Source organism: Sphingomonas benefaciens, from assembly GCF_052907485.1.
In genome coordinates this window covers 330,374-353,349 of the sequence record NZ_JBREIC010000003.1, presented here as the reverse complement: position 1 = coordinate 353,349, position 22,976 = coordinate 330,374, and the positions used below count along the sequence as shown (strand labels likewise).

Here is a 22,976-nt window from a genome sequence, read left to right as displayed (position 1 = left end):
AAATCCCTACCCAAAAATCCGCGTTACGCGCTCGACGCCCCGGACCAGCGCCTCGATATCCTGCGGCCCGTTGTAGACGCCGAAGCTCGCCCGCGCGGTCGCGTCGACGCCCAGCGCCTCCAGCAGCGGCTGCGCGCAATGATGGCCGGCGCGGATCGCCACCCGGCCTTCGTCCAATATGGTGCCGACGTCGTGCGGATGCACCCCCTCGACCGCGAAGGAGACGATGCCCGCCGCATCCTCCGGTCCGAACAGGCGCACCGAATTGATCGTCGCCAGCGCCGCGCGGGCATCGCGCACCAGCGCCGTCTCATGCGCATGGATACGGTCGAGCCCGATCCCCTCGACATAGTCGATGGCGGCGGCGAGGCCGAGCGCGCCGACGATATGCGGCGTCCCCGCCTCGAACCGTCCGGGCGGCGGCGCATAGGTCGTCCGGGCGAAGGTCACGCGGTCGATCATCGACCCGCCCCCCTGATAGGGCGGCATTGCATCGAGCAGCTCCGGCCGCCCCCACAGCACGCCGATCCCGGTCGGGCCGTAGAGCTTGTGTCCCGAAAAGACGTAAAAGTCGCACCCGATCGCGGTGACATCGACCGCGACGCGCGGCACTGCCTGGCAGCCGTCGAGCAGGATCTTCGCGCCGACGCCATGCGCCAGCTCGGTCGCGCGCTGCACGTCGAGCACCGAGCCGAGCACGTTGGAGACGTGCGCCAGGGCGACCAGCTTGTGCTGCGGCGTCAGCATCCGCGCCATCGCGTCCAGGTCGATGCGATGGTCGGCGGTGAGCGGCACGACGTCGATCGCCGCACCGACGCGTTCGGCGACCATCTGCCATGGCACGATGTTGCTGTGATGCTCCAGCATCGACAGCAGGATACGGTCGCCGGCCTTGAGCTGCGTTCCCGCCCAGCATTGCGCGACCAGGTTGATCCCCTCGGTCGCGCCGCGCACGAAGACGATCTCGTCCGCCGATCCCGCGCCGATGAAGCCCGCCACCTTCCGCCGCGCCGCCTCATAGGCGAGCGTCATGTCGGCGGACCGCTGGTACACGCCGCGATGCACCGTGGCATAGGTCTCGCCATAGGCGCGCGCGATCGTGTCGATCACGGCGCGCGGCTTTTGCGCGGTGGCCGCGGTGTCGAGATACGCCCAGCCCGCGGGGATGGCCGGGAAATCGGCGAGCGTGTCGAGGGGCTGCTCCCCTCCCGCATGCGGGAGGGGTTGGGCGAGGGCAGTCGAGACGGGCGAGGCGGACGCGTCGGTCATCGACTCCCCTCCCCTAGCCCCTCCCGCGAGCGGGAGGGGGACTGAAGCGCCCGCTCCAGCCACGCGTCGGCATCCGCGACGAACGCCGCACGCACCGTCTCGTCGCCGATCCGCTCCATCGCGTCGGCGACGAAGGCGCGGGTCAGCAGCGCCTGCGCCCGCGCCTTCGGAATACCGCGGCTCTGCATGTAGAAGAGCGCCCGCGCGTCGAGCTCGCCGACCGTCGCACCATGCGCGCATTTCACGTCGTCGGCGAAGATCTCCAGCTCCGGCTTAAGGTTGACCGTCGCCGTGCGCTGCAGCAGCAACCCGCGCAGCGACTGCTCGCCATCGGTCTTCTGCGCGTCGCGCGCCACCTCGACCGCGGCGGCGAGGCTAGCGACCGAGCGATCGGCCGCGACCGCGCGCCACAATTGATGGCTCTGGCCGTTCGGCGCAGCATGGCGGACGCGCACCGCGCATTCCTGCCGCTGGGCATCGCGCGTCAGCAGCGCGCCGCCGAATTCGGCATAGCCGCCCTCGCCCGCAAGGCATATTGCGCCGTCGATCCGTGTGCCCGCATCGCCCGCGCCAAGCACCGTCGTCACCAGGCTGGCGCCCTCACCCAGCGTCGCTTCCTCGCGCAGCGAGGTGAAGCCCGCCGCCTGCAACAGCCGCACCGACCGCATCAGCCGCGCCGCCTTGCCGAGCGTGATCCGGGCCAGCCGGTTCGACCAGCCCGCGCCGACATAGGTCTCGATCACCTGCGCCGCGGCATCGTCGGCCAGTGCGATCGCGGCGGCGAGATGGTTCTCGGCACCGGTCGCGACATGCACCACCTGCACCGGCTCGGCGACGGCATCCGTCGCGAGCCGCAGCGTCCAGCCCTGCGACGCCCGCCGGCCGAGCGGATGTTCGCCCGGATCGACCGCGCCCAGCGTCACCGGGCCGAGATCGCTACGCGTCGCGTCCAGCACGCCATCGACGAACAACAGCTTCGCGCCGGGCAGGTCGAGGAACTCCGCCTCGGGCGCCGCCACCGGCGCCAGTGCCGCCGCCGCGGCTATGCCGCCCAGATCGGCCCAGCGCCACGCCTCCTCGCGGTTCGACGGCAGGTCGAGCAGCGGCGTCACGCCGCCACCCCCGCGTAACCCTCGCGCTCCAGCTCATGCGCCAGCTCCGGCCCGCCCGAACGGACGATCCGGCCGTCGGCGAGCACGTGGACGCGATCGGGCTGCACATAATCGAGCAGCCGCTGGTAATGGGTAATCAGCAGCACCGCCTTGTCGGCCTTGCGCATGATCCGGTTGATGCCGTCGCCGACGATGCGCAGCGCGTCGATGTCAAGGCCGCTGTCGGTCTCGTCGAGGATCGCGAACTTGGGGTCGATGATGCCCATCTGCACCATCTCGTTGCGCTTCTTCTCACCGCCGGAAAAGCCGACGTTGACCGGCCGCTTCAACATCTCCTGGTCGAGCCCCAACCCCGCCGCCTGCTCGCGCGCCAGCTTCAGGAATTCGCCGCCCGACAGCGGCTTCTCGCCGCGCCCCACGCGCTGTGCATTCAGGCTCTCGCGCAGGAACTGGACGTTCGACACGCCGGGGATCTCGACCGGATATTGGAAGCCGAGGAACACGCCCGCCGCGGCACGCTCGTGCGGCTCGAGTTCCAGCAGATCCTGCCCGTCGAACGTCACCGACCCTTGCGTCACCTCATAGCCGGGCCGCCCGCCGAGTACATAGCCGAGCGTCGACTTGCCCGCGCCGTTCGGCCCCATGATCGCGTGCACCTCGCCCGCATTCACCTCGAGGGTCAGCCCCTTGAGGATCGCCTTGCCATCGATCTCGGCGTGAAGGTTTTCGATTTTCAGCATCTATCTCTCAGACAATCAAATAAAAGGAGGGCGACCAGTGATCATGACAAACGCGTACAACCAAAATAGCAATGCCGTCATGACGCCCACCATTGCCCAAACTAAAACAGCGAAAATATACAACTGAGGCTGCGTTTGATATTGGAGCCGATCAGAGTGCTTCACGAAAGATCCCGGCGGTATCGCAATGCCCCATAGACCAGCCACCAACACGATAGCGAAAACAACGCTTCACCCGCCATGGCGACGTGCCACAGCATTATCCCACGCTCCCCTCAAGGCTGATCCCCAACAACTTCTGCGCCTCGACGGCAAACTCCATCGGCAGCTGTTGCAGCACCTCGCGGGCGAAGCCGTTGACGATCAGCGCCACCGCCGCTTCCTGATCCAGGCCGCGCGACATGGCATAGAACAGCTGGTCCTCGCTGATCTTCGAGGTCGTCGCCTCATGCTCGATCTGCGCGCTCGGGTTCTTCACCTCGATATACGGCACGGTATGCGCGCCGCAGCGGTCGCTCAGCAGCAGCGAGTCGCACTGGGTGAAGTTGCGCACGCCCTCCGCGGTCGGCGCGACACGCACCAGCCCGCGATAGGTATTGTCCGACCGCCCCGCCGAAATCCCCTTCGACACAATCGTCGAGCGGGTATTCTTGCCGAGGTGGATCATCTTGGTGCCGGTATCCGCCTGCTGCAGATTGTTGGTCACGGCGACCGAATAGAATTCGCCGACCGAACCGTCGCCGGCCAGCACGCAGGACGGATATTTCCAGGTGATCGCGCTACCCGTTTCGACCTGAGTCCACGACACCTTGCTGTTCCGGCCCTGGCAGAGCGCGCGCTTGGTGACGAAATTGTAGATGCCGCCGACACCGTTCTCGTCGCCCGGATACCAGTTCTGGACGGTCGAATATTTGATCTCGGCATCGTCGAGCGCGACCAGCTCGACCACCGCGGCGTGCAGCTGGTTCTCGTCGCGCATCGGCGCGGTGCAGCCTTCGAGGTAGGACACGTAGGCGCCCTTGTCGGCGACGATCAGCGTCCGTTCGAACTGGCCGGTGTTCTCCGCGTTGATGCGGAAATAGGTCGACAGTTCCATCGGGCAGCGGACGCCCTCCGGAATGTAGACGAAGGTGCCGTCGCTGAACACCGCGGAGTTGAGCGTCGCAAAGTAATTGTCGCGCTGCGGCACCACCTTGCCCAGCCATTTGCGGACCAAATCGGGATATTCGCGCACCGCCTCGCTGATGGAGCGGAAGATGACCCCCGCCTCCTCCAGCTCCTTGCGGAAGGTCGTCGCCACCGAGACGCTGTCGAATACCGCGTCGACCGCGACCTTGCGCGCGCCCTCGACCCCGGCGAGCACCTTCTGCTCCTCGATCGGGATGCCCAGCTTCTCGTAGGTGCGGCGGATTTCCGGGTCGAGCTCGTCGAGGCTGGCGATCGTCGCCTTCGCCTTGGGCTCGGCGTAGTAATAGGCGTCCTGATAGTCGATCGGCGGCACGTTGAGCTTCGCCCAGTCCGGCGCCTCCATCGTCTGCCACAGGCGGAACGCCTTCAGCCGCCAATCGAGCATCCATTCGGGCTCGCCCTTCTTGGCGCTGATGTAGCGGACCGTGTCCTCGCTCAGCCCCTTGGGCGCGAAGTCCTGTTCGATGTCGGTGGCGAAGCCCCACTCGTACTTCTTCGAAATGGCCTCATAGGCCTCGGCATTCTTGGTCGCCATTATACTCGTACCTTGTTCCCCTCCCGCTCGCGGGAGGGGCTAGGGGAGGGGAAATTCGAACCGGCGGGCAAGGCTACACGCCCTCCCCCGGCCCCTCCCGCAAGCGGGAGGGGAGCAGCTAGGTCTGCCAGCGAAACGTCCGCCAGCGCGCCGCGCACCGCGGCATTGACCACGCCCCAATGCGGCTTGACGTGGCATTGATGGTCGATCGCGCAATCGTGCGCCGCACCGTCGACGCAGGAGGTCATCTGGATCGGGCCCTCGACCGCCTCGACGATGTCGGCCAGGCTGATCGCCGCCGCCGGTCGCGCCAGCGCGACGCCGCCGCCGGTGCCGCGCGCGCTGTCGAGCAGCCCCGCCGCCGACAGCCGGCTGACCAGCTTCTGCGCGGTCGGCAACGGCACGCCGGTCTCCTCCGCCAGACGCGTGGCGTTGAGCCGCCCCGCATCGGCAAGGCGCGCCGCCGCCGTCATCAGGACGACCGCATAATCGGCGAGGCTGGAGAGCCGCATCGTTCCTTTCCAGTTGCGAACGTGTCGCAAATCGGACAAAATCGTTCCGATTGGGCAGATAGGCGTTTGTGCCCGCGGGTCAACCGCGGAAAAGCCGATCAGCGTGAGTAGTTCTGGTTCACGCGAAGCCGCAAAGTCGCGAAGTTTCTGGTTCGCGCGAAGGCGCGGAGGTTGCCGCTCGCGGCGCGATCCCAAGCCGCCACCGGCCGCTCCTTCACGTAACGCCGATGAGCGCCGGTTTCGTCGCGCACGACGGGACCACGAACGAAACTCTCCGCGTCGTCCCGTGAACCCATCTTCTTCGCGCCTTCGCGTGAACGCAACTTCGTCGCGGCCTCGCGTCTTCGCGCGAGCCCCTTGAACGCCCACCCCGCGCGATGCGATGGCGCGGACATGACCTACGCCGCCCGCCCGCTGCTGTTCACGCTCGACCCGGAAACCGCACACACGATGACGATCGGCGCGCTCAAGCTGCGCGGCAAGCTGCCAGGCGGCGCCAAAGCCGACGTGCGCCCCCGTCTCGCCACCATTGTCGCCGGTCTCTCCTTTCCTAATCCGGTCGGCCTCGCCGCCGGCCTCGACAAGAACGGCGAGGCGATCGACGGGCTGTTCGCGCTTGGCTTCGGCAGCGTCGAGATCGGCACGCTGACCCCCCTGCCCCAGGCCGGCAACCCGCGACCGCGGCTGTTCCGTCTGGTCGCCGACCGTGCGGTGATCAACCGCATGGGCTTCAACAATCATGGGCTGGCCGCCGGCATCGCCAACGTCCAAAGGGCGATCCGCCGCGGCGCGGGGCTGCTCGGCATCAACGTCGGCGCCAACAAGGATGCGACCGATCGCGTCGCCGATTATGTCGCCGGGGTCACCGCCGCCGCGCCGCTGGCCGACTATGTCACGATCAACATCTCCAGCCCCAACACGCCGGGGCTGCGCGACCTGCAGCATGGCGCCGCGCTCGCCGAACTGCTCGCCGCCTGCGCCGCGGTGAAGGGGAGGACACCGCTGTTCCTCAAGATCGCGCCCGATCTCGACCCGGCCGGCATCGACGGCGTCGCCCGCGCCGCGATCGACCATGGCGTCGACGCGATCATCATCGGCAACACGACCATCACCCGCCCGCCCCTCTCCGCCGCCGACAAGCGCGAGACCGGCGGCCTGTCCGGCGCACCGCTGGCGGCTCTTGCCCGCCAGCGGCTCGCCGACGTCCGCAACGCCACCGGCGGCGCGCTGCCGCTGGTCGCCGCCGGCGGGATCGACAGCGGCGCGGAGGCCTATGCCCGCCTCCGCGCCGGCGCCAGCCTGGTGCAGCTGTACAGCGCGCTGGTCTACGCAGGCCCCGGCCTGCCGGCGCGCATCCTCCGCGACCTCGACGCCCTGCTCGCCCGCGACGGCTTCGCGACGATGGCGGAGGCAATCGGTACGGCAGCCTGATCAAGCCCGAACCGTCATGCCTGCCTTCGCGGGGATGACGGTGAAGGGTGGTGGTGACGGTTGCCGGCGAAGACAGCCCCCTTCACCCTTGCCCTGCCCCGTCATGCCGCTACGGTTTGGCGTGATGAAGACGCTCCTGACCGCGCTCGCCGCCTCCGCCGCGCTGCTTCCCGCCGCCTCGTTCGCCAAGACCGCTCCGCCCGCTCAGGGCATGGTCAGCGCCGCCGACCCGCGCGCCGCCGCCGCCGGGGCGGAGATCCTGAAGGCCGGCGGCACCGCCACCGACGCCGCCATCGCGACGATGCTCGCGCTCGGCGTGGTCGAGCCGCAGAGCTCGGGGCTCGGCGGCGGCAGCTATTGGGTCCGCCACGCCGCGCGCACCGGCAAGGTCGACGCGATCGACGCGCGCGAGATCGCTCCCGCCGCCGCCGATCCGCGCTGGTTCTACGCCGCCGACGGCACGCCGCTCAGCCATGACGACGCCGTCCCCGGCGGGCGCAGCGTCGGCGTGCCCGGCGCGATCCGCGGCATGGCGATGGCGCATCGCAGCGGCGGCAAGCTGCCCTGGGCGAAGCTGTTCGAGCCGGCGATCCGCCTGGCCAGCGACGGCTTCCGCGCCAGCCCGCGCTACGTCAATGCGGTCGCCGCTTACGGCGCACACCTGACGCCGGACAGCCGGGCGCTGGTCACCAGGCCGGACGGCAGCGCCTATGCGGTCGGCGATCTCGTCCGCAATCCGGCGCAGGCCGCGCTGCTCCGCCAGCTCGCGGCGCGCGGCCCCGACAGCTTCTATGTCGGCGCGCAGGCGCAGAAGCTGGTCACCATCGTCGACACCGCCGCCCGCAACCCGTCCAAGATGACGACCGGTGATCTCGCCAGCTACGATGCCAAGCCGCGCACCCCGGTCTGTCTGACCTATCGCGCCAACCGCATCTGCAGCATGGCGCCGTCGTCGTCGGGCGGCATCACCGTGCTGATGATCCTGAAGCAGCTCGAGCGGTTCGATATGACCGGCCTCGGCAAGGATAGCCCCACCGCCTGGCATCTGTTCGCGGAAAGCAGCCGCCTCGCCTATGCCGATCGCAACATGTACGTCGGCGATCCCGACTATGTGAAGGTGCCGGTCGCCGGCATGCTCGACACCGCCTATCTGCGCGGCCGTTCCGCGCTGATCTCGCCGACCACGACGATGGCGAACGTCGCCGCGGGCACGCCGCCGGGCGCGCCGCCGCGCATCGCCGCGCCGGTCAGCGAGGTCGCGGGCACGACCGACCTTGCCGTCGCCGATCGCGCCGGCAACGTCGTTGAGGTGACCACCACGGTCGAAGGTCCGTGGGGCAGCGGCCTGGTGATGGACGGCGTCGTCCTCAACAACCAGCTGACCGACTTCGACATCGTCCCCGCCAGAAATGGCTATCTGGTCGCCAACCGGGTGGAGGGCGGCAAGCGCCCCCGCTCGTCGATGGCGCCGACGATCGTCTACGGCCCCGACGGCAAGGTCCGCCTCGCGATCGGCGCGGCGGGCGGATCGACGATCATCGCGCAGGTGGCGAAGGCGATCGTCGGCGTCATCGACTGGCACCTCAGCGCGCAGGATGCGATCGCACTCGGCCTGGTCTACGCCCCCAGCCAGGTCGCGACGCTGGAGGCGGATACCGCCGCCGCGGCGATGCAGCCGGCGCTGGTCGCGCTCGGCGAGCGGACGGAGATCGCGCCGCTCGGCCTCAAGGCCAATGCGCTGGAATGGAAGGACGGCCGCTGGACCGGCGCCGCCGACCCGCGCAGCGAGGGCGTCGCGGTGGCGGAGGACGGCCGCGTCACCCGGCCGGCGCGGATCGGCGCTGCAGCCAACCGTCCGTCCGAATAGTTGTCCGCCACAGGCGGCTGCCACGCAGCGCCGCCCGGCGTCAGGAGAGAATGATGCGCAAGCTGGAATATTTTCCCAACCTCGTCGCGATGTTCTTTGCGCGCGCCCGCGAGAAAGGGGACGCGCCGTTCCTCTGGGCGAAGCAGGGCGGGACCTGGGTCTCGACCAGCTGGGCGGAGGCAGCGCGTCAGGTCGCCAGCCTCGCCGCCGGCCTGACCGCGATCGGCGTCAAGCCGGGTGACCGGGTGATGCTGGTCAGCGAGAACCGGCCAGAATGGTGCATCAGCGACCTCGCCATCATGGCGGCGGGCTGCGTCACCGTGCCGACCTACATCACCAACACCGAGCGCGACCACGCGCACATCATCGCCGATTCCGGCGCCTGCGCGATCATCGTCTCGACCGACAAATTGGCAAAGACGCTGCTCCCGGCGGTGCTGCGCTCCAACCAGGGCCAGACGGTGATCGGCATCGACGATATGCGCGCCCCGTCCGCCAGCATCGACTTCCACAGCTGGCGCCAGCTGATCGCCGACCATCCGACCAGCGCGGATCACGCCGCCGGCCGCGCCACCTTCGCGCGCGACGACCTCGCCTGTATCATCTACACCAGCGGTACCGGCGGCGCGCCGCGCGGGGTGATGCAGCACCACGGCGCCATCCTGCACAACGTCAACGGCTGCTGCACCGTCATATCGGAGGATTTCGGCTGGGGCGACGAGGTGTTCCTGTCCTTCCTGCCCCTCTCCCACGCCTATGAGCATACCGGCGGCCAGCATTTCCCGATCGGCCTCGGCGGCCAGATCTACTATGCTGAAGGGCTCGACAAGCTGGCGAGCAACATCGAGGAAGTGCGCCCGACGATCATGGTCGTCGTGCCGCGCCTGTTCGAGGTGCTGCGCACCCGGATCAGCAAGGCGATCGAGAAGCAGGGCGGCTTGGGGCAGAAACTGCTCGGCCAGGCGCTCGCCATCGGCGCGCGCGAATACGAAGGCAAGCTGCGCCTGATCGACCGCCCCGCGCAGCTCGCGGTCAACGCCCTGTTCAAGCCGAAGATCGCCAAGAAGTTCGGCGGCCGGCTGAAGGCGATGGTGTCGGGCGGCGCGCCGCTCAATCCGGAGATCGGCATCTTCTTCCAGAGCCTCGGCCTCACCTTCCTGCAGGGCTATGGCCAAACGGAGGCGGCGCCGGTCATCTCGTGCAACCGCCCCTCTGCCGGATTGCGGATGGAGACGGTCGGCCCGCCCCTGGTCGAGACCGAGGTGCGCATCGCCGACGACGGCGAGATCCTGGTGCGCGGCGAGTTGGTGATGCACGGCTATTGGCGCAACGAGGCGGAAACCGCGCGCGTGCTGAAGGACGGCTGGCTGCACACCGGCGACATCGGCGAATTCGACGCGGCCGGCCGGATCAAGATCACCGACCGCAAGAAGGACCTGATCATCAACGACAAGGGCGACAATGTCGCGCCGCAGAAGATCGAGGGCATGCTGACGCTGCAGCCAGAGATCGTCCAGGCGATGATCTATGGCGACCGCAAGCCGTACATGGTCGCGCTGATCGTCCCCGATCCGGAGTGGACGCAGGAATGGTGCGCCGCCAACGGCGACGCCTGCAATTTCTCGCGCCTTGCGGAGAACAGCGAATATCGCACCGCGATCGGCCATGCGATCGAGCGGGTGAACAAGGATCTGTCGGTGACCGAGCGCGTCCGCCGCTTCATCCTCGCCGATGCGCCTTTCGCGATCGAGAACGAACAGCTCACGCCGAGCCTGAAGATTCGTCGCCACATGATCCGCGCCATGTACGGCGAGCGTCTCGACGCCTTGTACAAGGGTGCGTGACCGCAGACGATCCGGCCCGACATGACGCATTTGTAACGGAACCAGCGCGCCGCCACGCCGCTATACCGGGGCTATTCACCTACGGGAGATCGTCCGATGCGTTACGTCTCGCTTCTCGCCTTGCCGCTGATGGTCGCGACCGCGTCGCCGGCGCTGGCGAAGGGCTGTGTCCGCGGTGCCGCCGCCGGCGCGGTCGGCGGCCATTTCGTCGGCAAAGGTCACGCCATGATGGGGGCAGCCGCTGGCTGCGTGATCGCCCATCACCATTATGCCAAGAAGGCACGCGCCGAGAAGGCCGCAATGCACCGCTAAGCCGCGGCCGATAGGCAGGCGACCCGTCACCGTGACGCTTGTCGCGGTGACGGTGTCAGGCCGGACGATCTCCGGCCTGCCTGCTACAGGTTCCGACGATAGGTGTGCGCGTCGAACGCTTCGCCGCCGCGCCCGCGATAATAGCCGCGGCGCTCGCCGACCTTGCTGAAGCCGTTGGCCTCGTACAGCTGCACCGCCGCATTGCCGGCGCGAACCTCCAAATGCATGTCGGCGATGCCGGCGCCATGCGCCTCGGCGACCACCGCGCGCAACAATGCGGCGCCGATGCCCTGGCGGCGATAGGGCGGCGCCACCGCGAGCAACAGCAGCTCCGCCTCGTCGGCGACGCTCCGCACCATCGCGAACCCCGCCGGCACCTCGTCGACCGAGGCGATCGTCAACCGCACCCCCGGCATCGCCAGCACGCCCAGGCACTGATTGCGTGTCCATGCCTCGCCGAAGCGCGGATCGAACGCTGCCGACATCAGGGCATCGACCGTCGCGACGTCGCGGGCGTCGCCGGTGCGCAGCGAGACGGCGCGCGTCGCCATCAGGCGGAGGCCTCCGCCGGCAAGAGGCCGCCGGGCAGCTTGGCATCCGGCGCCCGGCCATACACGGGCTTTGCCGGCAGCGCCGCCAGCGCCGCGGGCAACAGCACCGCGTCGGCGGCGTTCGGCAGGGCCTCCTCGCCGGCCAGTTCGGGCGCGATCGGCCGCAGCCAGCGCATCCCGCTGCCGACGACGGGCCGTTCCCCGATCACCGCCAGCGCCGCCTCTGGCCGCAGCGAGGCAAGCGGCGCGATCGCCTCGGGCCCGCGCGCGAACGGTTGCGCGAACAGCTCGCCGTGGCCACCCTCGATCGCCACCGTCACCTCGTCCGCCTCGCCGCGGGCCAGCGCCGCGGCGGCCAGCAGCGCCATGCTGGAATAGCCGGCGACCGCTGCGCCCCAGCCGAGCGCCAGTCCGCGCGCAGCGGCGATGCCGACGCGCACGCCGGTGAAGCTGCCGGGGCCGACATCGACCAGGATCGACTCCGCCCGGCCGCCATCTGGCAGTTCGGCGATCATCGGCACCAGCCGTTCGGCATGGCCGCGCCCGACCACCTCGTGCCGCGCCGCGACCACGCGGCCGTTCTCGATCAGGGCCACCGAACAGGCGGCGGTGGCGGTATCGATCACGAGGGTGCGGGAAGCGATCATGAAGACAATGCTTTGTCGTAGCAGCGCGGCAAGAGCAACAGCCGGGTGCGGTCGCGACTACGATGGAAAGCGTTCCCGCCTCGACGCGCCGCCGACCGACCCGCACACACGCCGTTCGCAAGCGTGCGCCGCGCCGGGGTGGCGCCGCGGGTACGAGATCAGAGGATCCGGTTGAACCGTTCGAACGCCGGCCGCGGCAGGCGATCGTGCAACGAGGCGCGGTCGCCATAACCAAGGGTCGCGATGATATTGACGCGCACGTTGGGCTGGTCCCCGAAGAAGGCCGCGTCGATCGCGGCAGCATCGAACCCGCCCATCGGCCCGACGTCCAGCCCCAGCGCCCGGGCCGCAACGATCAGATACGCCGCCTGCAGGGATGAATTGAGCAGCGCGGACTTCTCCCGCGCCGGCAGGCTGTCGGCATACCAGGCGCGCGCGTCGACATGCGGGTAGAATTCGCGCAGATGCTCGTGAAATTCGACATCCATGCCGATGATGACGGTAAGCGGGGCGCCCAGCACTTTCGGCCGGTTCGCCTCGGACACGCATGCCGCAAGCTTCGCCTTCGCGTCATCGCTGGCGCACCAGACCAGTCGCGCGGGCAATTGGTTCGCGGCCGTGGGCCCGAACTTCATCAACTCCCAGATCGCGTGCAGCTGGTCTTCGCTGACCGGCCGGTCGGTGTAGCGGCCGAAACTGCGCGCATCGCGGAACAGCGTGTCGAGGGCGGCGTCGTTCAGGGGTCCGCGCATCAGACCGCCCTCACCTCGGTGACCTCGGGAACGTAATATTTGAGCAATTGCTCGATGCCGTTCTTCAGCGTCGCGGTCGACGACGGACAGCCGGCACAGGCGCCGTGCATGCGTAGGAACACCTTGCCCTTGTCGAAGCCGCGATAGACGATGTCGCCGCCGTCGTTCGCCACCGCCGGGCGGACGCGCGTGTCGATCAGCTCGCGGATCTGCGCGACGATGTCGGCATCGGCGGGATCATCGGCGACCTCCTCCTCCGCAGGCGGCACGCTGAAGCCGGCGCGCGCCTCGCGGAACAGCGGCATGTTGGCGGAGAAATGATCGAGCAGGATGGCGAGCACGTCCGGCTTCAACCCCGACCAGTCGACGCCCGGCGCCGCCGTCACCGACACGAAGTCGCGGCCCAGGAACACGCCCGTCACGTCGCCCAGCGCGAACAGCGCCTCGGCCAGCGGGCTCGCCTCCGCCTCTTCGGGGGTGGCGAAATCGCGCGTACCGGCATCCATGACGATGCGGCCGGGCAGGAACTTGAGCGTCGCCGGGTTCGGCGTGACTTCGGTCTCGATCAGCATTGCCGCCATGTGGCGCGGGCGCGGGTCGCGATCAAGCGGCACGACGGAAAGGCTTTGTTTCGACGATCCACACAAATCTCCCCGCTCGCGGGAAGGACGTCACGCTCTCCGCCAATACCGCAGCACGAGCCCCGCCACCCAACGTCCGGGCTGGCGCAGCGGCCTGGCGAAGCGCAGTTGGAGGACGATCCGCGCGCTACCGCCGCCATTCCAAAGTTCGTGATCGCGGGTGTCGTCGAACACCAGGGTCTCGCCCTCCGCCCAGCGCAGGGTGCGATCGCCGAGCCGCATGCGCGCGTCGCCGTCGCGCGGCACCGACAGAGCCAGGTCGCAGGTGATCAGCGCCTTGCTCGCCCCGCGCTTCGCCGCGACGTGGCCGCCGGGCGGCAGGACGGCGAAGGCGGCGTCGTATAGCCTGGGCACCGCCGCCAGCGCGGCCGTGGTCCGCGGCGCGCCAGCGAGCTGCTCGATCACCGGATCGCCCCGCTGCCACAGCAGAACGTCGCCCGACCGGTCGGTCCGTGCCAGCGCCTCGTCACGGATCGCCCGCCAATCCTGGCGCAGCGTCGCGGTCCAGGCAAAGTCGCGCACGTCGAGCACCGGCGCGTCGGGCACCAGCGACGAGGCAGCGATCAGCCGATCGAGCGAATCCCGCAATCGTCCGCCCGGCCGCGACACCGGCCGCCGCTTTTCCGCCACGATCGTGCGCGGATCGGCGGGCGGCGTGCCATCCCCGCAACCATGGCCGCCCTCGCCGAGGCGCCGCCGCCCCGCGCCTGCGCCATACGTCACACCGATCGTCATCGTCTCTCGCATCGCCCTGTTATCACGGCCTGTTCTTCACGGCCGGATACGTGCCCGACCGGATCATCCCGGGCCGCGTCGCTACGCTTCGAGCGGGGCGAAATCATGGCCATGCCGCGGTCGCTTTGCGCATCGCTGGCGGGATCGGTCGCGGGGCGCTACAAGCCGTCGCCTATGGCGTTCTTCTCCCGCGCGCTCGCGCCTGTTCTGCTTATCGCCCCGCTGCTGGGGCTCGCCAATTCGCTGGCCGGCCAGTCCGCCCCGTCCGCCACCGCGCCTGCGGTCAAGGTCGACACCAGCGCCTGGCTGTACAAGGGCAGCGACCTGCCGCCCGATCCGGCGTGGAGCTTCGGCACCCTGCCCAACGGCTTGCGCTATGCGGTACGCAAGAACGGCGTACCGCCTGGGCAGGTGTCGATCCGCGTCCGCATCGACGCCGGCTCGCTCTACGAACAGGATTCGGAACGCGGCTACGCGCACTTCATCGAACATCTGTCGTTCCGCGGCTCGCAATATGTGCCCGATGGCGAGGCGAAGCGGGTGTGGCAGCGGTTCGGCGCGACCTTCGGCTCCGATTCCAACGCGTCGACCACGCCGACGCAGACGCTCTACAAGCTCGACCTGCCCTCGGCGACGCCGCAGACGCTCGACGAGAGCCTCAAGATCCTGTCCGGGATGATGGCCAACCCGACGCTGACCGATGCCGCGGTCGCCGCCGAACGGCCGATCGTGCTTGCCGAGCGGCGCGAGCAGCCGGGGCCGCAGGTGCGACTGGGCGATGCCGCCAACGCCCTGTTCTTCGCCGGCCAGCCGCTCGCCGACCGATCGCCGATCGGCACGCTGAAGACGCTGGAGGCGGCGACTGGCGCGTCGATCAAGGCCTTCCACGACCGCTGGTACCGACCCGAGCGGGCGGTGGTGATCATCTCCGGCGACGTCGATGCGGCGACGCTCGGCCAACTCGTCGTCAAGCATTTTGCCGGCTGGCAGGGCCATGGTCCCAACCCCGCCGACCCCGACTTTGGCAAGCCCGATCCCAGCAAGCCGACCAGTGCGACTCTGGTCGAGGCCGGCCTGCCGCCGCTGGTCATGATGGGCGTGCTGCGTCCCTGGCATTTCAACAACGACACCAAGATCTTCAACCAGAAGCGGATGGTCGACACGATCGCCGCCAAGGTGCTGAGCCGCCGTCTCGAACGCCGCGCCCGCGCCGGCGCCAGCTTCGTCCAGGCCGGCGTCGACCTCGACGACCGCTCGCGCTCGGCGAACATGACGACGGTGCTGATCCTGCCGGTCGGCGACCAGTGGGAACAGGCGCTGAAGGACGTCCGCGCCGAGATCGCCGACGCGCAGAAGACACCGCCGACCCAGGCCGAGATCGACCGCGAATATGCCGATTACGAGGTCGCGATCCGCAACGGCGTTGAGACCGCGCGGGTCGAGGCGAGCGCCAAACAGGCCGACGACATGGCCGGTGCGCTCGACATCCGCGAAACGGTGACCGCGCCGCAGAACCAATATGACATCCTGACCGACGCCAAGGCGAAGGGGATGTTCAACCCCGCCGCCGTGCTCGCCTCGACCAAGAAGATCTTCGAGGGCGAGGCGACACGCGCGCTGGTCAACACCCGCATCGCCGAGAAGGGCACCGCCGAAAAGCTCGCCGCCGCGCTCAAGGCCGACGTGTCGAAGCTGACCGTCAAGCGCGCCACGCAGAGCTCGGTCGACTTTTCGAAGCTGCCCGCGCTCGGCGCACCCGGCACCGTCGCCAGCCGCGAACAGGTCGCCGGCCTGCCGCTCGAACAGGTCCGTTTCGCCAATGGCGTGACGATGCTGCTGTTCCCCAACCCCGACGACACCGGCCGCGTCTTCGTCCGCGTCCGCTTCGGCCGCGGCTACAATGCGCTGCCCGCCGATCGGCCGTCGCTCGGCTGGTCGGGCGATCTGGCGCTGATGGAGAGCGGCATCGGAAACCTCGGCCAGGACGATCTCGACCAGCTCACCGCCGGCCGGCAGCTCGGCCTAGACTTCGGCCTCGACGACGACGCCTTCTCGATCGCCGCGCTGTCCAGCCCGAACGATTACGCCGACGAGTTGCGGCTGATCGCCAGCAAGCTTGCCGCACCGCGCTGGGATGCCGCCCCGGTGCTGCGCGCCAAACAGGCGGCGCTGACCGCCATCCCCGGCTATCAGTCGTCGGCGGACGGCGTGCTGTCGCGCGACCTCGAAGGCTTGCTGCACGACAATGATCCGCGCTGGCGGACGCCGGATGCGAAGGCGATCAACGCGCTCACCCCGGCCGCGTTCAAGGCCTTCTGGGCGCCGCTGCTGGCCAGCGGCCCGATCGAGGTCGACGTCTTCGGCCAGGTCGACGCCGATGCCGCGATCGCGGCGGTGGCAAAGAGCTTCGGCGCGCTGCCGCCGCGCGCCGCCGCCAATGCGGCGGCGCCGCCGGTCCGCTTCCCCGCCCATGTCGCGACGCCGGTCACCCGGCTGCACGACGGCCCCGACACGCAGGCGGCGGCGGTGATCGCCTGGCCGACCGGCGCCGGAATGGCGGACAGCGCCACCGCGCGCCAGCTGGAGGTGCTGGCGCAGGTGTTCAGCGACCGGCTGTTCGAGAAGATGCGCCAGGCCGCCGGTGCCAGCTACAGCCCCGGCGTCGCCAGCACCTGGCCGAAGGGGCTGCCGGGCGGCGGCCGGTTGATGGCGATGAGCCAGGTCGCGCCCAGCAACGTGCCGTTGTTCTTCCGCCTCGCCCGCGAGATCGCCGCCGATCTCGCCGCCCATCCGGTCAGCGACGACGAGCTCGCCCGCGTCAAGGGACCGCTGCAGCAGCTTTACCAGCGGGCCGCTACCAGCAGCCTGTTCTGGCTGCGCGAACTGTCGGGCGGCACCACCGACCCGACCCGCTTCGAGGCGACCCGCCGCATCGGCCGCGACTTCGGCGCCGTCACCCCGGCCTCGCTGCAGCAGACCGCGGCGAAATATCTGGTGCCGGACAAGGACTGGACGATGGCGGTGCTGCCACGAAAGAAGCCGGCGAAATGACACAGGCGGGAGGGGATCGGATAGTGCCCCCTCCCGCCCCCCCTGCAGAAAGGCAGGCTTCCAGTCTTTTTGCGAGTCGGTAGCGCTTTTCGCAACAAGCGCTTCGCATTACATATGGCGCATGCCTCGCAAGATCGATCTCGAAGCCCTCTGCGCCCAGAAGGGCCTGCGCATCACCGAACAGCGCCGCGTCATCGCGCGCGTCCTCTCGGAGGCGGAGGACCATCCCGACGTCGAGAAGGTCTATGAGCGCGCTTCCGCGATCGATCCCGGCATCTCGATCGCCACCGTCTACCGCACCGTCCGCCTGTTCGAAGAGGCGGGCATCCTTGATCGCCACGATTTCGGCGACGGCCGCGCCCGCTACGAACCGTCGCCGGAAGCGCACCACGACCATCTGATCGACGTCGAGACCGGCCGGGTCATCGAGTTCGTCGATCCGGAGGTCGAGCAATTGCAGAAGGCGATCGCCGAACGGCTCGGCTTCCGCCTCGTCGACCACCGCATGGAATTGTACGGCGTCAGCCTCGATCGCAAGAACTGACGCGGGTGACCGGGGCGGCCAAACCAGCCGGCGGTGCGCCCCGCCCCGTCCGTTCCGCCCCGTCCGTCCCGCCAGGGCCTGACCGCATGGCCGCCACATTGCGTCTCGCCATGCGCCTCGCCGCTCTGGTCGCGGCGCTGCTGCTGGCGCTGGTGCTGCATGGTCTGTGGCGGCTGGTGCGCCTGCCCTCGCCCTGGCCGCGCCGGTTCCTCGGCCGCGTCGCCCGCATCGTCGGTGCCCGTGTCCGTGTCGTCGGCCAACCCTTGAGCCGCGACGCCGTGCTGCTCGCCAACCACCTCAGCTGGATCGACATCCTCGCCATTGCCGGCGCCACCGGCAGCGCCTTCGTCGCCAAGGGCGAGCTGGCGCGCGTGCCGCTGATCGGCTGGCTGTGCACGCTCAACCACACCATCTTCGTGTCGCGCGAGGATCGACTGGGCGTCACGGCGCAGATCGCACGGCTGCGCGCGGAAGTCACCCACGGCTGGCCGGTGACGATCTTTCCGGAAGGCACGACCGGCGACGGCAGCAAAGTCCTGCCGTTCAAGGCGTCGCTGCTCGCCGCACTCGACCCGCCGCCGCCCGGCGTCCGCGTCCAGCCGATCCGCGTCGGCTATGACGCCCCCGACCTCGCCTGGGTCGGCGACGAGCCTGGCCAGGCGCACGCGCTCCGCGTCCTGCGCCGCCGCGGCACCTTCACCGTCACGCTCACCTGCCTCGCCCCCTTCGACCCGGCCCAATATGCCGGCCGCAAGGCGATCGCCGCCCAGGCCTGGCAGCAGGTCGCCGGCCAGCCGCACGGCTGACCGGCGCTCCGACCGCCATCAACCGGTCGCGGCGGAAGCGACACGGACACGGCGACAGCAGATCTCCGGCGGTGATCAACCGGCAGCAGGTCTCGGACGGCGGCAGCAACTCGAGCAGTCAGAGGCCGGCCTCGCGCCTGATCTGATCGCGAAGGAGGCGGTTGAGATCGCGCTTGTATTGCTGACATGTGGTTGTGAGGCGACCGACACGCTCCTCCGCCAGGCAGCGCGACCTCAAGGAGCCATTGTAGCGATACAATTGGTCATCAAGGTATTGCCGCATGCCATAGGCCTGCGGGTTCTCGAAATAAGTCGTGCCAGCGAGGGCCGAAGTCGCCCCTCCTGCCACAAGACCCACTATGCACAAGGCTTTGACAATCGCTTTCATCAAACGTCTCCTCCGCCCGCGGATCGTCGTGAGCCCACCGCAGCAAGCTTATAAATCATGGATTGCGCGTAAGGTCCAAACTCAAGGTTCATGGGCCGACGTCAGTAGCTTAAAGCCCTCACTGGCTAGAGACGCATTCAGCATATAAATTGACTGGCAAGAATCGAACTTTCGCTACCGCCGAATTGCGGACATTTCAGCAGAGAGGCGAAGTCACAGAATGACGGCCGTCCGAACCTTCCTTCTTGAAGCTCTTCATCGTGTGACTGGCGGTGGGGACGTAGGCCAAGCCGAACTTGACGCCGCGATCCCCAATCCCTTCGCGCTTGATCGCGCCGAGAAGAACGCGTGGGAGGAGCTGAGTCATTGGATCGACGACGATGACATTCGAGACCGCGATCAACGCTATGCTTCCCTAAAGCGGGATCGGATGCGCGACCACATTGCTGCACTGATCACAAGCGGCAACTGACGTCCAAAGATCACAAGGAATCCGTGCTCGACGTTTGGAAGATCATGCTACGATACGTCCACGCGTTCAGGGCTATCATGGTGTGCGCCGGCATTGTGCGTCAAAGCTCATCGCCTTGCCATCTATCAACGATACATTTTCCCTATACAGCCACCCTAACTTGGCCATGGATGCAAATTGCGACGAACCGCAGAACTCACTATCCCACGCCGACTCAAGCCCTCGCTTCGCCGATAATGAAAGAGAGGCGTATGGCACCGCCATAGTCTTGATATAAGTGAGCCTGCGTTGGCGGCAATCCACGCTTATATTAACTAGCGTAGTCGACGCACTTAAACGCTGAGGACCGAGCTTGTTGGCAAGAAGAGCTTGGCGTTGCAAACCCCGGCAGAAACTATCCTCGTTGGCGACAGGCGCAGTAACAATGACGGGTGATGTCTGAATGAGGAGCGCTAGCATCATTAACATTTCGCGACTCCACTCTTGAGGTACGTATACTGCATGGATATCGGAAACGAACGGCTCAGCCAACGCTTAAGTCGCACCGTCTAGCATGATGAGCGGAATGCCGAGCAGTCCCGTAGCATAGAAGCAGACAGTCTTCTCACCTCCCAAAGGCCGACGCGCCGCACCGGTCAAACGGCCTTACCGGTCCATTGCTGCCCGGCTTTACCATCTCGCAAGATTCGCCCGGCTAAAGCCCTACAAATGCACGCAACGTTCGACATCACCGTGGATCCCGGACGCGCCCTCGTCCGCATCGTCATGGCCGGCTTCTTCGAGCCTCAGGACGTCGCGCGCTTCGTCGCGGCGCGCGATCTGGCGCATCGCCGCATCACCTGCGCGCCGAACCAGCATGTGACGCTGGTCGACATCCGCCACATGGCGATCCAAAGTCAGGACATCGTCGCGCGCTTCCAGGCAGTGCTGGGCGCGCCGGCGACCCGCTCGCGCCGCATCGCCTTCGTCGTCGGCGCCTCGCTGGCCCGCAAGCAGATCGTGCGTGCGGCGGAGGGCCGCGGCGCCCGCTTCTTCCTCGATCCGGCGGAGGCGGAAGCCTGGCTGATGCAGCCCGAGGCCGCCGATATCGCCGCCTGATCCGCGTGATACGCCGATCCGGAGGCGCCGCGTTCAGCGTCGGCCGAAGGTGTAGCTGAGGCCGATGCCGCCGGACGGCTGATCGCGCGATCCCCACCGGCGCACCACCGGCGACGCCGCGGCATCCCCGACCAGCCGGTCATAGCGGGCATAGGCATAGACGCCCCAGCGGCCGCCCAGCGATCGCACCAGCCCTGCGGTCGCGCCGACCGCCTGCACCCCGCCCGCCGATCGATAGGGGCTGAGCCCGGCGCGTGTCGCCTCCACCGCCGTGATACCGAAATAGGCTTTGTCGTAGCGCGCGTTCGACACGGTCACTCGCGGCCCGATCGACACCAGCCAGTCATCGCCCCGCCGGGCGACGTAATCGGCCCCGAGATTGGCGACCAGGCCGCGATGGCCCCCCAGCCCCTGCCGGATCTCGCCGCGCAGGCGGAATGCCGGGCCGACCGCATATTGCAGCGATCCGCCCAGTTCGATCGTGCGGCCGATGCGGGGCAACAGCCCGTCGGTGTCGCTCGCCAGCCGCCGCCCCTGCACCGCCAGCGCCGGCCCGATCGCGAAGCCGTCGCGCTGCCAGATCGCGAAACCGGCGCTTTCGTCGGCCGCCTCGAAGGTGAAGGGGTCGTCGCCCTTCGCCCGCGACACGTCGATCAGCGGCGACAGGCGCGCACGCTTCGCGCCGGGATAGGCGGGGACCAGTTCCGGCCCCAGGGTGATCCGCGTCCGCCGCGGCGGGCGGCGTTCGTGATCGTCCTGCGCCCACGCCACCGGGGTCTGGCACAGCATCAGCGACAGGGCGGCCAGCGACCCGCCGCGCCGGGCGGTGCGAACTATTGCCGCGTGCCGTGCGACATCTCCCGCTGCTGCTGCACCTCCTTGCTCTGTGCGATGATGTTGCCGACGTAGATCACCACGATCAGCACGCCGACGATCGCGCAGATGATCGCAATCCGCCGGCCGGCTTGGCTGGTCTCCTCGGGGGGCACGGGCATGATCGTCTCCTGGTATCGGCATCGGACAACCCTTCCCCTCTCCGTTGTTTCCACCCGCCGCAGTCTCGCGCTGCGGGCGGCCGGCTGGCGAAACCGCCGCGAAACCGCTATGCGGCCCGCCATGAAGACTGCCCCAAAGACCTTCCACGTCAAGTCCTTCGGCTGCCAGATGAACGTCTATGACGGAGAGCGGATGACCGAGCTGATGGCGGCCGACGGGATGGTCGCCACCGACGATGCGGCGGCCGCCGACCTCGTCGTGCTCAACACCTGCCACATTCGCGAGAAGGCGACCGAGAAGGTCTATTCGGACATCGGCCGCCTGCGGAAGGTCGCGGGCGAGCAGGGCCGCGCGCCGATGATCGCGGTCGCCGGCTGCGTCGCGCAGGCGGAGGGCGACGAGATCGTCCGCCGCGCCAAGGTCGACGTCGTCGTCGGGCCGCAGGCCTATCACAAGCTGCCCGATCTGGTCGCCAAAGCGGCGGCGGGCGCCCCCGCGCTCGACACGGACATGCCGTTGCTGTCGAAGTTCGGCGCCTTGCCCGCGCGCCGCCGGGTCGGCGCCAGCGCCTTCCTCACCGTGCAGGAAGGCTGCGACAAATTCTGCACCTATTGCGTCGTTCCCTACACCCGCGGGGCGGAGGTCAGCCGGCCGTTCGCGGCGATTGTCGACGAGGCGAAGGCGCTGATCGACGCCGGCGCGCGCGAGATCACGCTGCTCGGCCAGAACGTCAACGCCTGGAGCGGCGGCGGCCACGACCTCGGCAGCCTGATCCGCGCGCTCGACCGCATCCCCGGCCTCGCCCGCATCCGCTACACGACCAGTCACCCCAACGACATGACCCAGGGCCTGATCGACGCGCACCGCGACGTCGAAAGCCTGATGCCGTTCCTCCACCTGCCGGTACAATCGGGCAGCGACCGCGTGCTCAAGGCGATGAACCGCAGCCATGATCGCGATTCCTACCTGCGCCTGCTTGATCGCGTCCGCGCCGTACGCCCCGACATCGCCTTGTCCGGCGACTTCATCGTCGGCTTCCCCGGCGAGACGGAGGCCGAATTCGCCGAGACGCTCGCGCTGGTCGATGCGGTCGGTTACGCCCAGGCCTTCTCGTTCAAATACAGCCCGCGGCCGGGCACGCCCGCGGCGACCATGGCCGACGAGGTGCCGGCGGCGGTAATGGACGAACGGCTGCAGCGGCTGCAGGCGGCGCTCAACCGCGACCAGCATGCGTTCAACGCCGCCAGCGTCGGCCGCGACTGCCAGGTGCTGGTCGAACGCCGCGGCAAGCTGCCTGGGCAGGTGCTCGGCAAGTCGCCGTGGCTGCAATCGGTGCATCTGATCACCGATGCGGCGATCGGCGATTTGCTCGACGTGACGCTGACCGCCGCCGGCCCCAATTCGCTGACCGGGGTGGAACGGGTCGCGCGCGCCGCCTGAGCGATTCGGGGGCTGTCCTACAAGGAATTCGGCTGTCAGACTGGC

At 68.5% G+C, this 22,976-nt stretch carries 24 protein-coding genes; 10 read left to right on the top strand and 14 right to left on the bottom strand.

The window, feature by feature from the left end; all coding sequences use genetic code 11:
• Positions 1-6: 6 nt before the first annotated feature.
• From ACU5AX_RS12865 to ACU5AX_RS12840, 6 genes are all read right to left on the bottom strand, one after another.
• Complete coding sequence (locus tag ACU5AX_RS12865; protein WP_446691244.1) at positions 7-1,269, bottom strand: aminotransferase class V-fold PLP-dependent enzyme; 1,263 nt, start codon at positions 1,267-1,269, stop codon at positions 7-9.
• Positions 1,266-2,381 carry a SufD family Fe-S cluster assembly protein gene (locus tag ACU5AX_RS12860; RefSeq protein WP_446691243.1) on the bottom strand — a complete coding sequence of 372 codons (1,116 nt, stop codon included), beginning with the start codon at positions 2,379-2,381 and terminating at the stop codon, positions 1,266-1,268. Before ACU5AX_RS12860 ends, ACU5AX_RS12865 begins: the two co-directional genes overlap by 4 nt.
• Positions 2,378-3,121 carry a Fe-S cluster assembly ATPase SufC gene (gene sufC / locus ACU5AX_RS12855; RefSeq protein ID WP_198354575.1) on the bottom strand — a complete coding sequence of 248 codons (744 nt, stop codon included), beginning with the start codon at positions 3,119-3,121 and terminating at the stop codon, positions 2,378-2,380. Before sufC ends, ACU5AX_RS12860 begins: the two co-directional genes overlap by 4 nt.
• A gap of 259 nt (positions 3,122-3,380) precedes the next feature.
• The gene (sufB, locus tag ACU5AX_RS12850; protein ID WP_446691242.1) at positions 3,381-4,844 is read right to left on the bottom strand and encodes a Fe-S cluster assembly protein SufB; all 1,464 of its coding nucleotides are present in this window, start codon (positions 4,842-4,844) and stop codon (positions 3,381-3,383) included.
• The gene (locus ACU5AX_RS12845) at positions 4,844-5,356 is read right to left on the bottom strand and encodes an SUF system Fe-S cluster assembly regulator (RefSeq protein ID WP_446691241.1); all 513 of its coding nucleotides are present in this window, start codon (positions 5,354-5,356) and stop codon (positions 4,844-4,846) included. The genes sufB and ACU5AX_RS12845 overlap by 1 nt, the downstream gene beginning before the upstream one ends.
• A 98-nt stretch (positions 5,357-5,454) precedes the next feature.
• Positions 5,455-5,751, bottom strand: a complete 297-nt coding sequence (locus ACU5AX_RS12840) for a hypothetical protein (RefSeq protein ID WP_446691240.1) — start codon at positions 5,749-5,751, stop codon at positions 5,455-5,457.
• Here ACU5AX_RS12840 and ACU5AX_RS12835 point away from each other — a divergent pair.
• The 4 genes from ACU5AX_RS12835 to ACU5AX_RS12820 all read left to right on the top strand — a co-directional run bounded on the left by ACU5AX_RS12835 (position 5,750) and on the right by ACU5AX_RS12820 (position 10,810).
• Positions 5,750-6,787: a quinone-dependent dihydroorotate dehydrogenase gene (locus ACU5AX_RS12835; RefSeq protein WP_446691239.1), complete on the top strand. Its 1,038-nt coding sequence runs from the start codon at positions 5,750-5,752 to the stop codon at positions 6,785-6,787. The genes ACU5AX_RS12840 and ACU5AX_RS12835 overlap by 2 nt on opposite strands.
• A 124-nt stretch (positions 6,788-6,911) precedes the next feature.
• Positions 6,912-8,654 (top strand): gamma-glutamyltransferase, encoded by a 1,743-nt coding sequence (gene ggt, locus ACU5AX_RS12830; RefSeq protein WP_446691238.1) that lies wholly within the window; start codon positions 6,912-6,914, stop codon positions 8,652-8,654.
• A gap of 53 nt (positions 8,655-8,707) precedes the next feature.
• The gene (locus tag ACU5AX_RS12825) at positions 8,708-10,498 is read left to right on the top strand and encodes an AMP-dependent synthetase/ligase (protein ID WP_446691335.1); all 1,791 of its coding nucleotides are present in this window, start codon (positions 8,708-8,710) and stop codon (positions 10,496-10,498) included.
• 96 nt (positions 10,499-10,594) lie between these two features.
• A complete protein-coding gene (locus tag ACU5AX_RS12820; RefSeq protein WP_198354571.1) occupies positions 10,595-10,810 on the top strand; it encodes a hypothetical protein in 216 nt (71 codons plus the stop codon).
• Positions 10,811-10,893: 83 nt separating this feature from the next.
• Here ACU5AX_RS12820 and ACU5AX_RS12815 read toward each other — a convergent pair whose 3' ends face one another.
• The 5 genes from ACU5AX_RS12815 to ACU5AX_RS12795 form a co-directional block, all read right to left on the bottom strand.
• Positions 10,894-11,361 (bottom strand): GNAT family N-acetyltransferase, encoded by a 468-nt coding sequence (locus ACU5AX_RS12815; protein WP_446691237.1) that lies wholly within the window; start codon positions 11,359-11,361, stop codon positions 10,894-10,896.
• On the bottom strand, positions 11,361-12,008 hold the full coding sequence (gene tsaB / locus ACU5AX_RS12810; protein WP_446691236.1) for a tRNA (adenosine(37)-N6)-threonylcarbamoyltransferase complex dimerization subunit type 1 TsaB: 648 nt from the start codon (positions 12,006-12,008) through the stop codon (positions 11,361-11,363). Before tsaB ends, ACU5AX_RS12815 begins: the two co-directional genes overlap by 1 nt.
• A 158-nt stretch (positions 12,009-12,166) precedes the next feature.
• The gene (locus ACU5AX_RS12805; protein ID WP_446691235.1) at positions 12,167-12,760 is read right to left on the bottom strand and encodes a malonic semialdehyde reductase; all 594 of its coding nucleotides are present in this window, start codon (positions 12,758-12,760) and stop codon (positions 12,167-12,169) included.
• Positions 12,760-13,332: a NifU family protein gene (locus ACU5AX_RS12800; protein ID WP_198354567.1), complete on the bottom strand. Its 573-nt coding sequence runs from the start codon at positions 13,330-13,332 to the stop codon at positions 12,760-12,762. The genes ACU5AX_RS12805 and ACU5AX_RS12800 overlap by 1 nt, the downstream gene beginning before the upstream one ends.
• A 99-nt stretch (positions 13,333-13,431) precedes the next feature.
• Positions 13,432-14,136 carry an aspartyl/asparaginyl beta-hydroxylase domain-containing protein gene (locus tag ACU5AX_RS12795; RefSeq protein WP_446691234.1) on the bottom strand — a complete coding sequence of 235 codons (705 nt, stop codon included), beginning with the start codon at positions 14,134-14,136 and terminating at the stop codon, positions 13,432-13,434.
• A gap of 174 nt (positions 14,137-14,310) precedes the next feature.
• On the opposite strand from ACU5AX_RS12795, the gene ACU5AX_RS12790 reads away from it, so the two are divergent.
• The 3 genes from ACU5AX_RS12790 to ACU5AX_RS12780 all read left to right on the top strand — a co-directional run bounded on the left by ACU5AX_RS12790 (position 14,311) and on the right by ACU5AX_RS12780 (position 18,537).
• Positions 14,311-17,187: a M16 family metallopeptidase gene (locus ACU5AX_RS12790; protein WP_446691334.1), complete on the top strand. Its 2,877-nt coding sequence runs from the start codon at positions 14,311-14,313 to the stop codon at positions 17,185-17,187.
• A gap of 121 nt (positions 17,188-17,308) precedes the next feature.
• A complete protein-coding gene (locus tag ACU5AX_RS12785) occupies positions 17,309-17,731 on the top strand; it encodes a Fur family transcriptional regulator (protein ID WP_198354565.1) in 423 nt (140 codons plus the stop codon).
• An 86-nt stretch (positions 17,732-17,817) separates the two neighbouring features.
• A complete protein-coding gene (locus tag ACU5AX_RS12780) occupies positions 17,818-18,537 on the top strand; it encodes a lysophospholipid acyltransferase family protein (RefSeq protein ID WP_446691233.1) in 720 nt (239 codons plus the stop codon).
• Between the two features lie 118 nt (positions 18,538-18,655).
• On the opposite strand, the gene ACU5AX_RS12775 is transcribed toward ACU5AX_RS12780, so the two are convergent.
• Entirely contained in the window at positions 18,656-18,925 is a 270-nt protein-coding gene (locus tag ACU5AX_RS12775; protein ID WP_446691232.1) for a hypothetical protein, read from the bottom strand.
• Between the two features lie 220 nt (positions 18,926-19,145).
• Between ACU5AX_RS12775 and ACU5AX_RS12770 the strand changes: the two genes are divergently transcribed.
• On the top strand, positions 19,146-19,397 hold the full coding sequence (locus ACU5AX_RS12770) for a hypothetical protein (RefSeq protein ID WP_446691230.1): 252 nt from the start codon (positions 19,146-19,148) through the stop codon (positions 19,395-19,397).
• Between the two features lie 708 nt (positions 19,398-20,105).
• Complete coding sequence (locus ACU5AX_RS12765; RefSeq protein WP_446691229.1) at positions 20,106-20,495, top strand: hypothetical protein; 390 nt, start codon at positions 20,106-20,108, stop codon at positions 20,493-20,495.
• 33 nt (positions 20,496-20,528) lie between these two features.
• Here ACU5AX_RS12765 and ACU5AX_RS12760 read toward each other — a convergent pair whose 3' ends face one another.
• Entirely contained in the window at positions 20,529-21,284 is a 756-nt protein-coding gene (locus tag ACU5AX_RS12760; protein ID WP_446691228.1) for a MipA/OmpV family protein, read from the bottom strand.
• 44 nt (positions 21,285-21,328) lie between these two features.
• A complete protein-coding gene (locus ACU5AX_RS12755; protein WP_198354557.1) occupies positions 21,329-21,490 on the bottom strand; it encodes a hypothetical protein in 162 nt (53 codons plus the stop codon).
• A 121-nt stretch (positions 21,491-21,611) separates the two neighbouring features.
• Between ACU5AX_RS12755 and miaB the strand changes: the two genes are divergently transcribed.
• A complete protein-coding gene (miaB, locus tag ACU5AX_RS12750) occupies positions 21,612-22,931 on the top strand; it encodes a tRNA (N6-isopentenyl adenosine(37)-C2)-methylthiotransferase MiaB (RefSeq protein WP_446691227.1) in 1,320 nt (439 codons plus the stop codon).
• Positions 22,932-22,976: the final 45 nt, after the last annotated feature.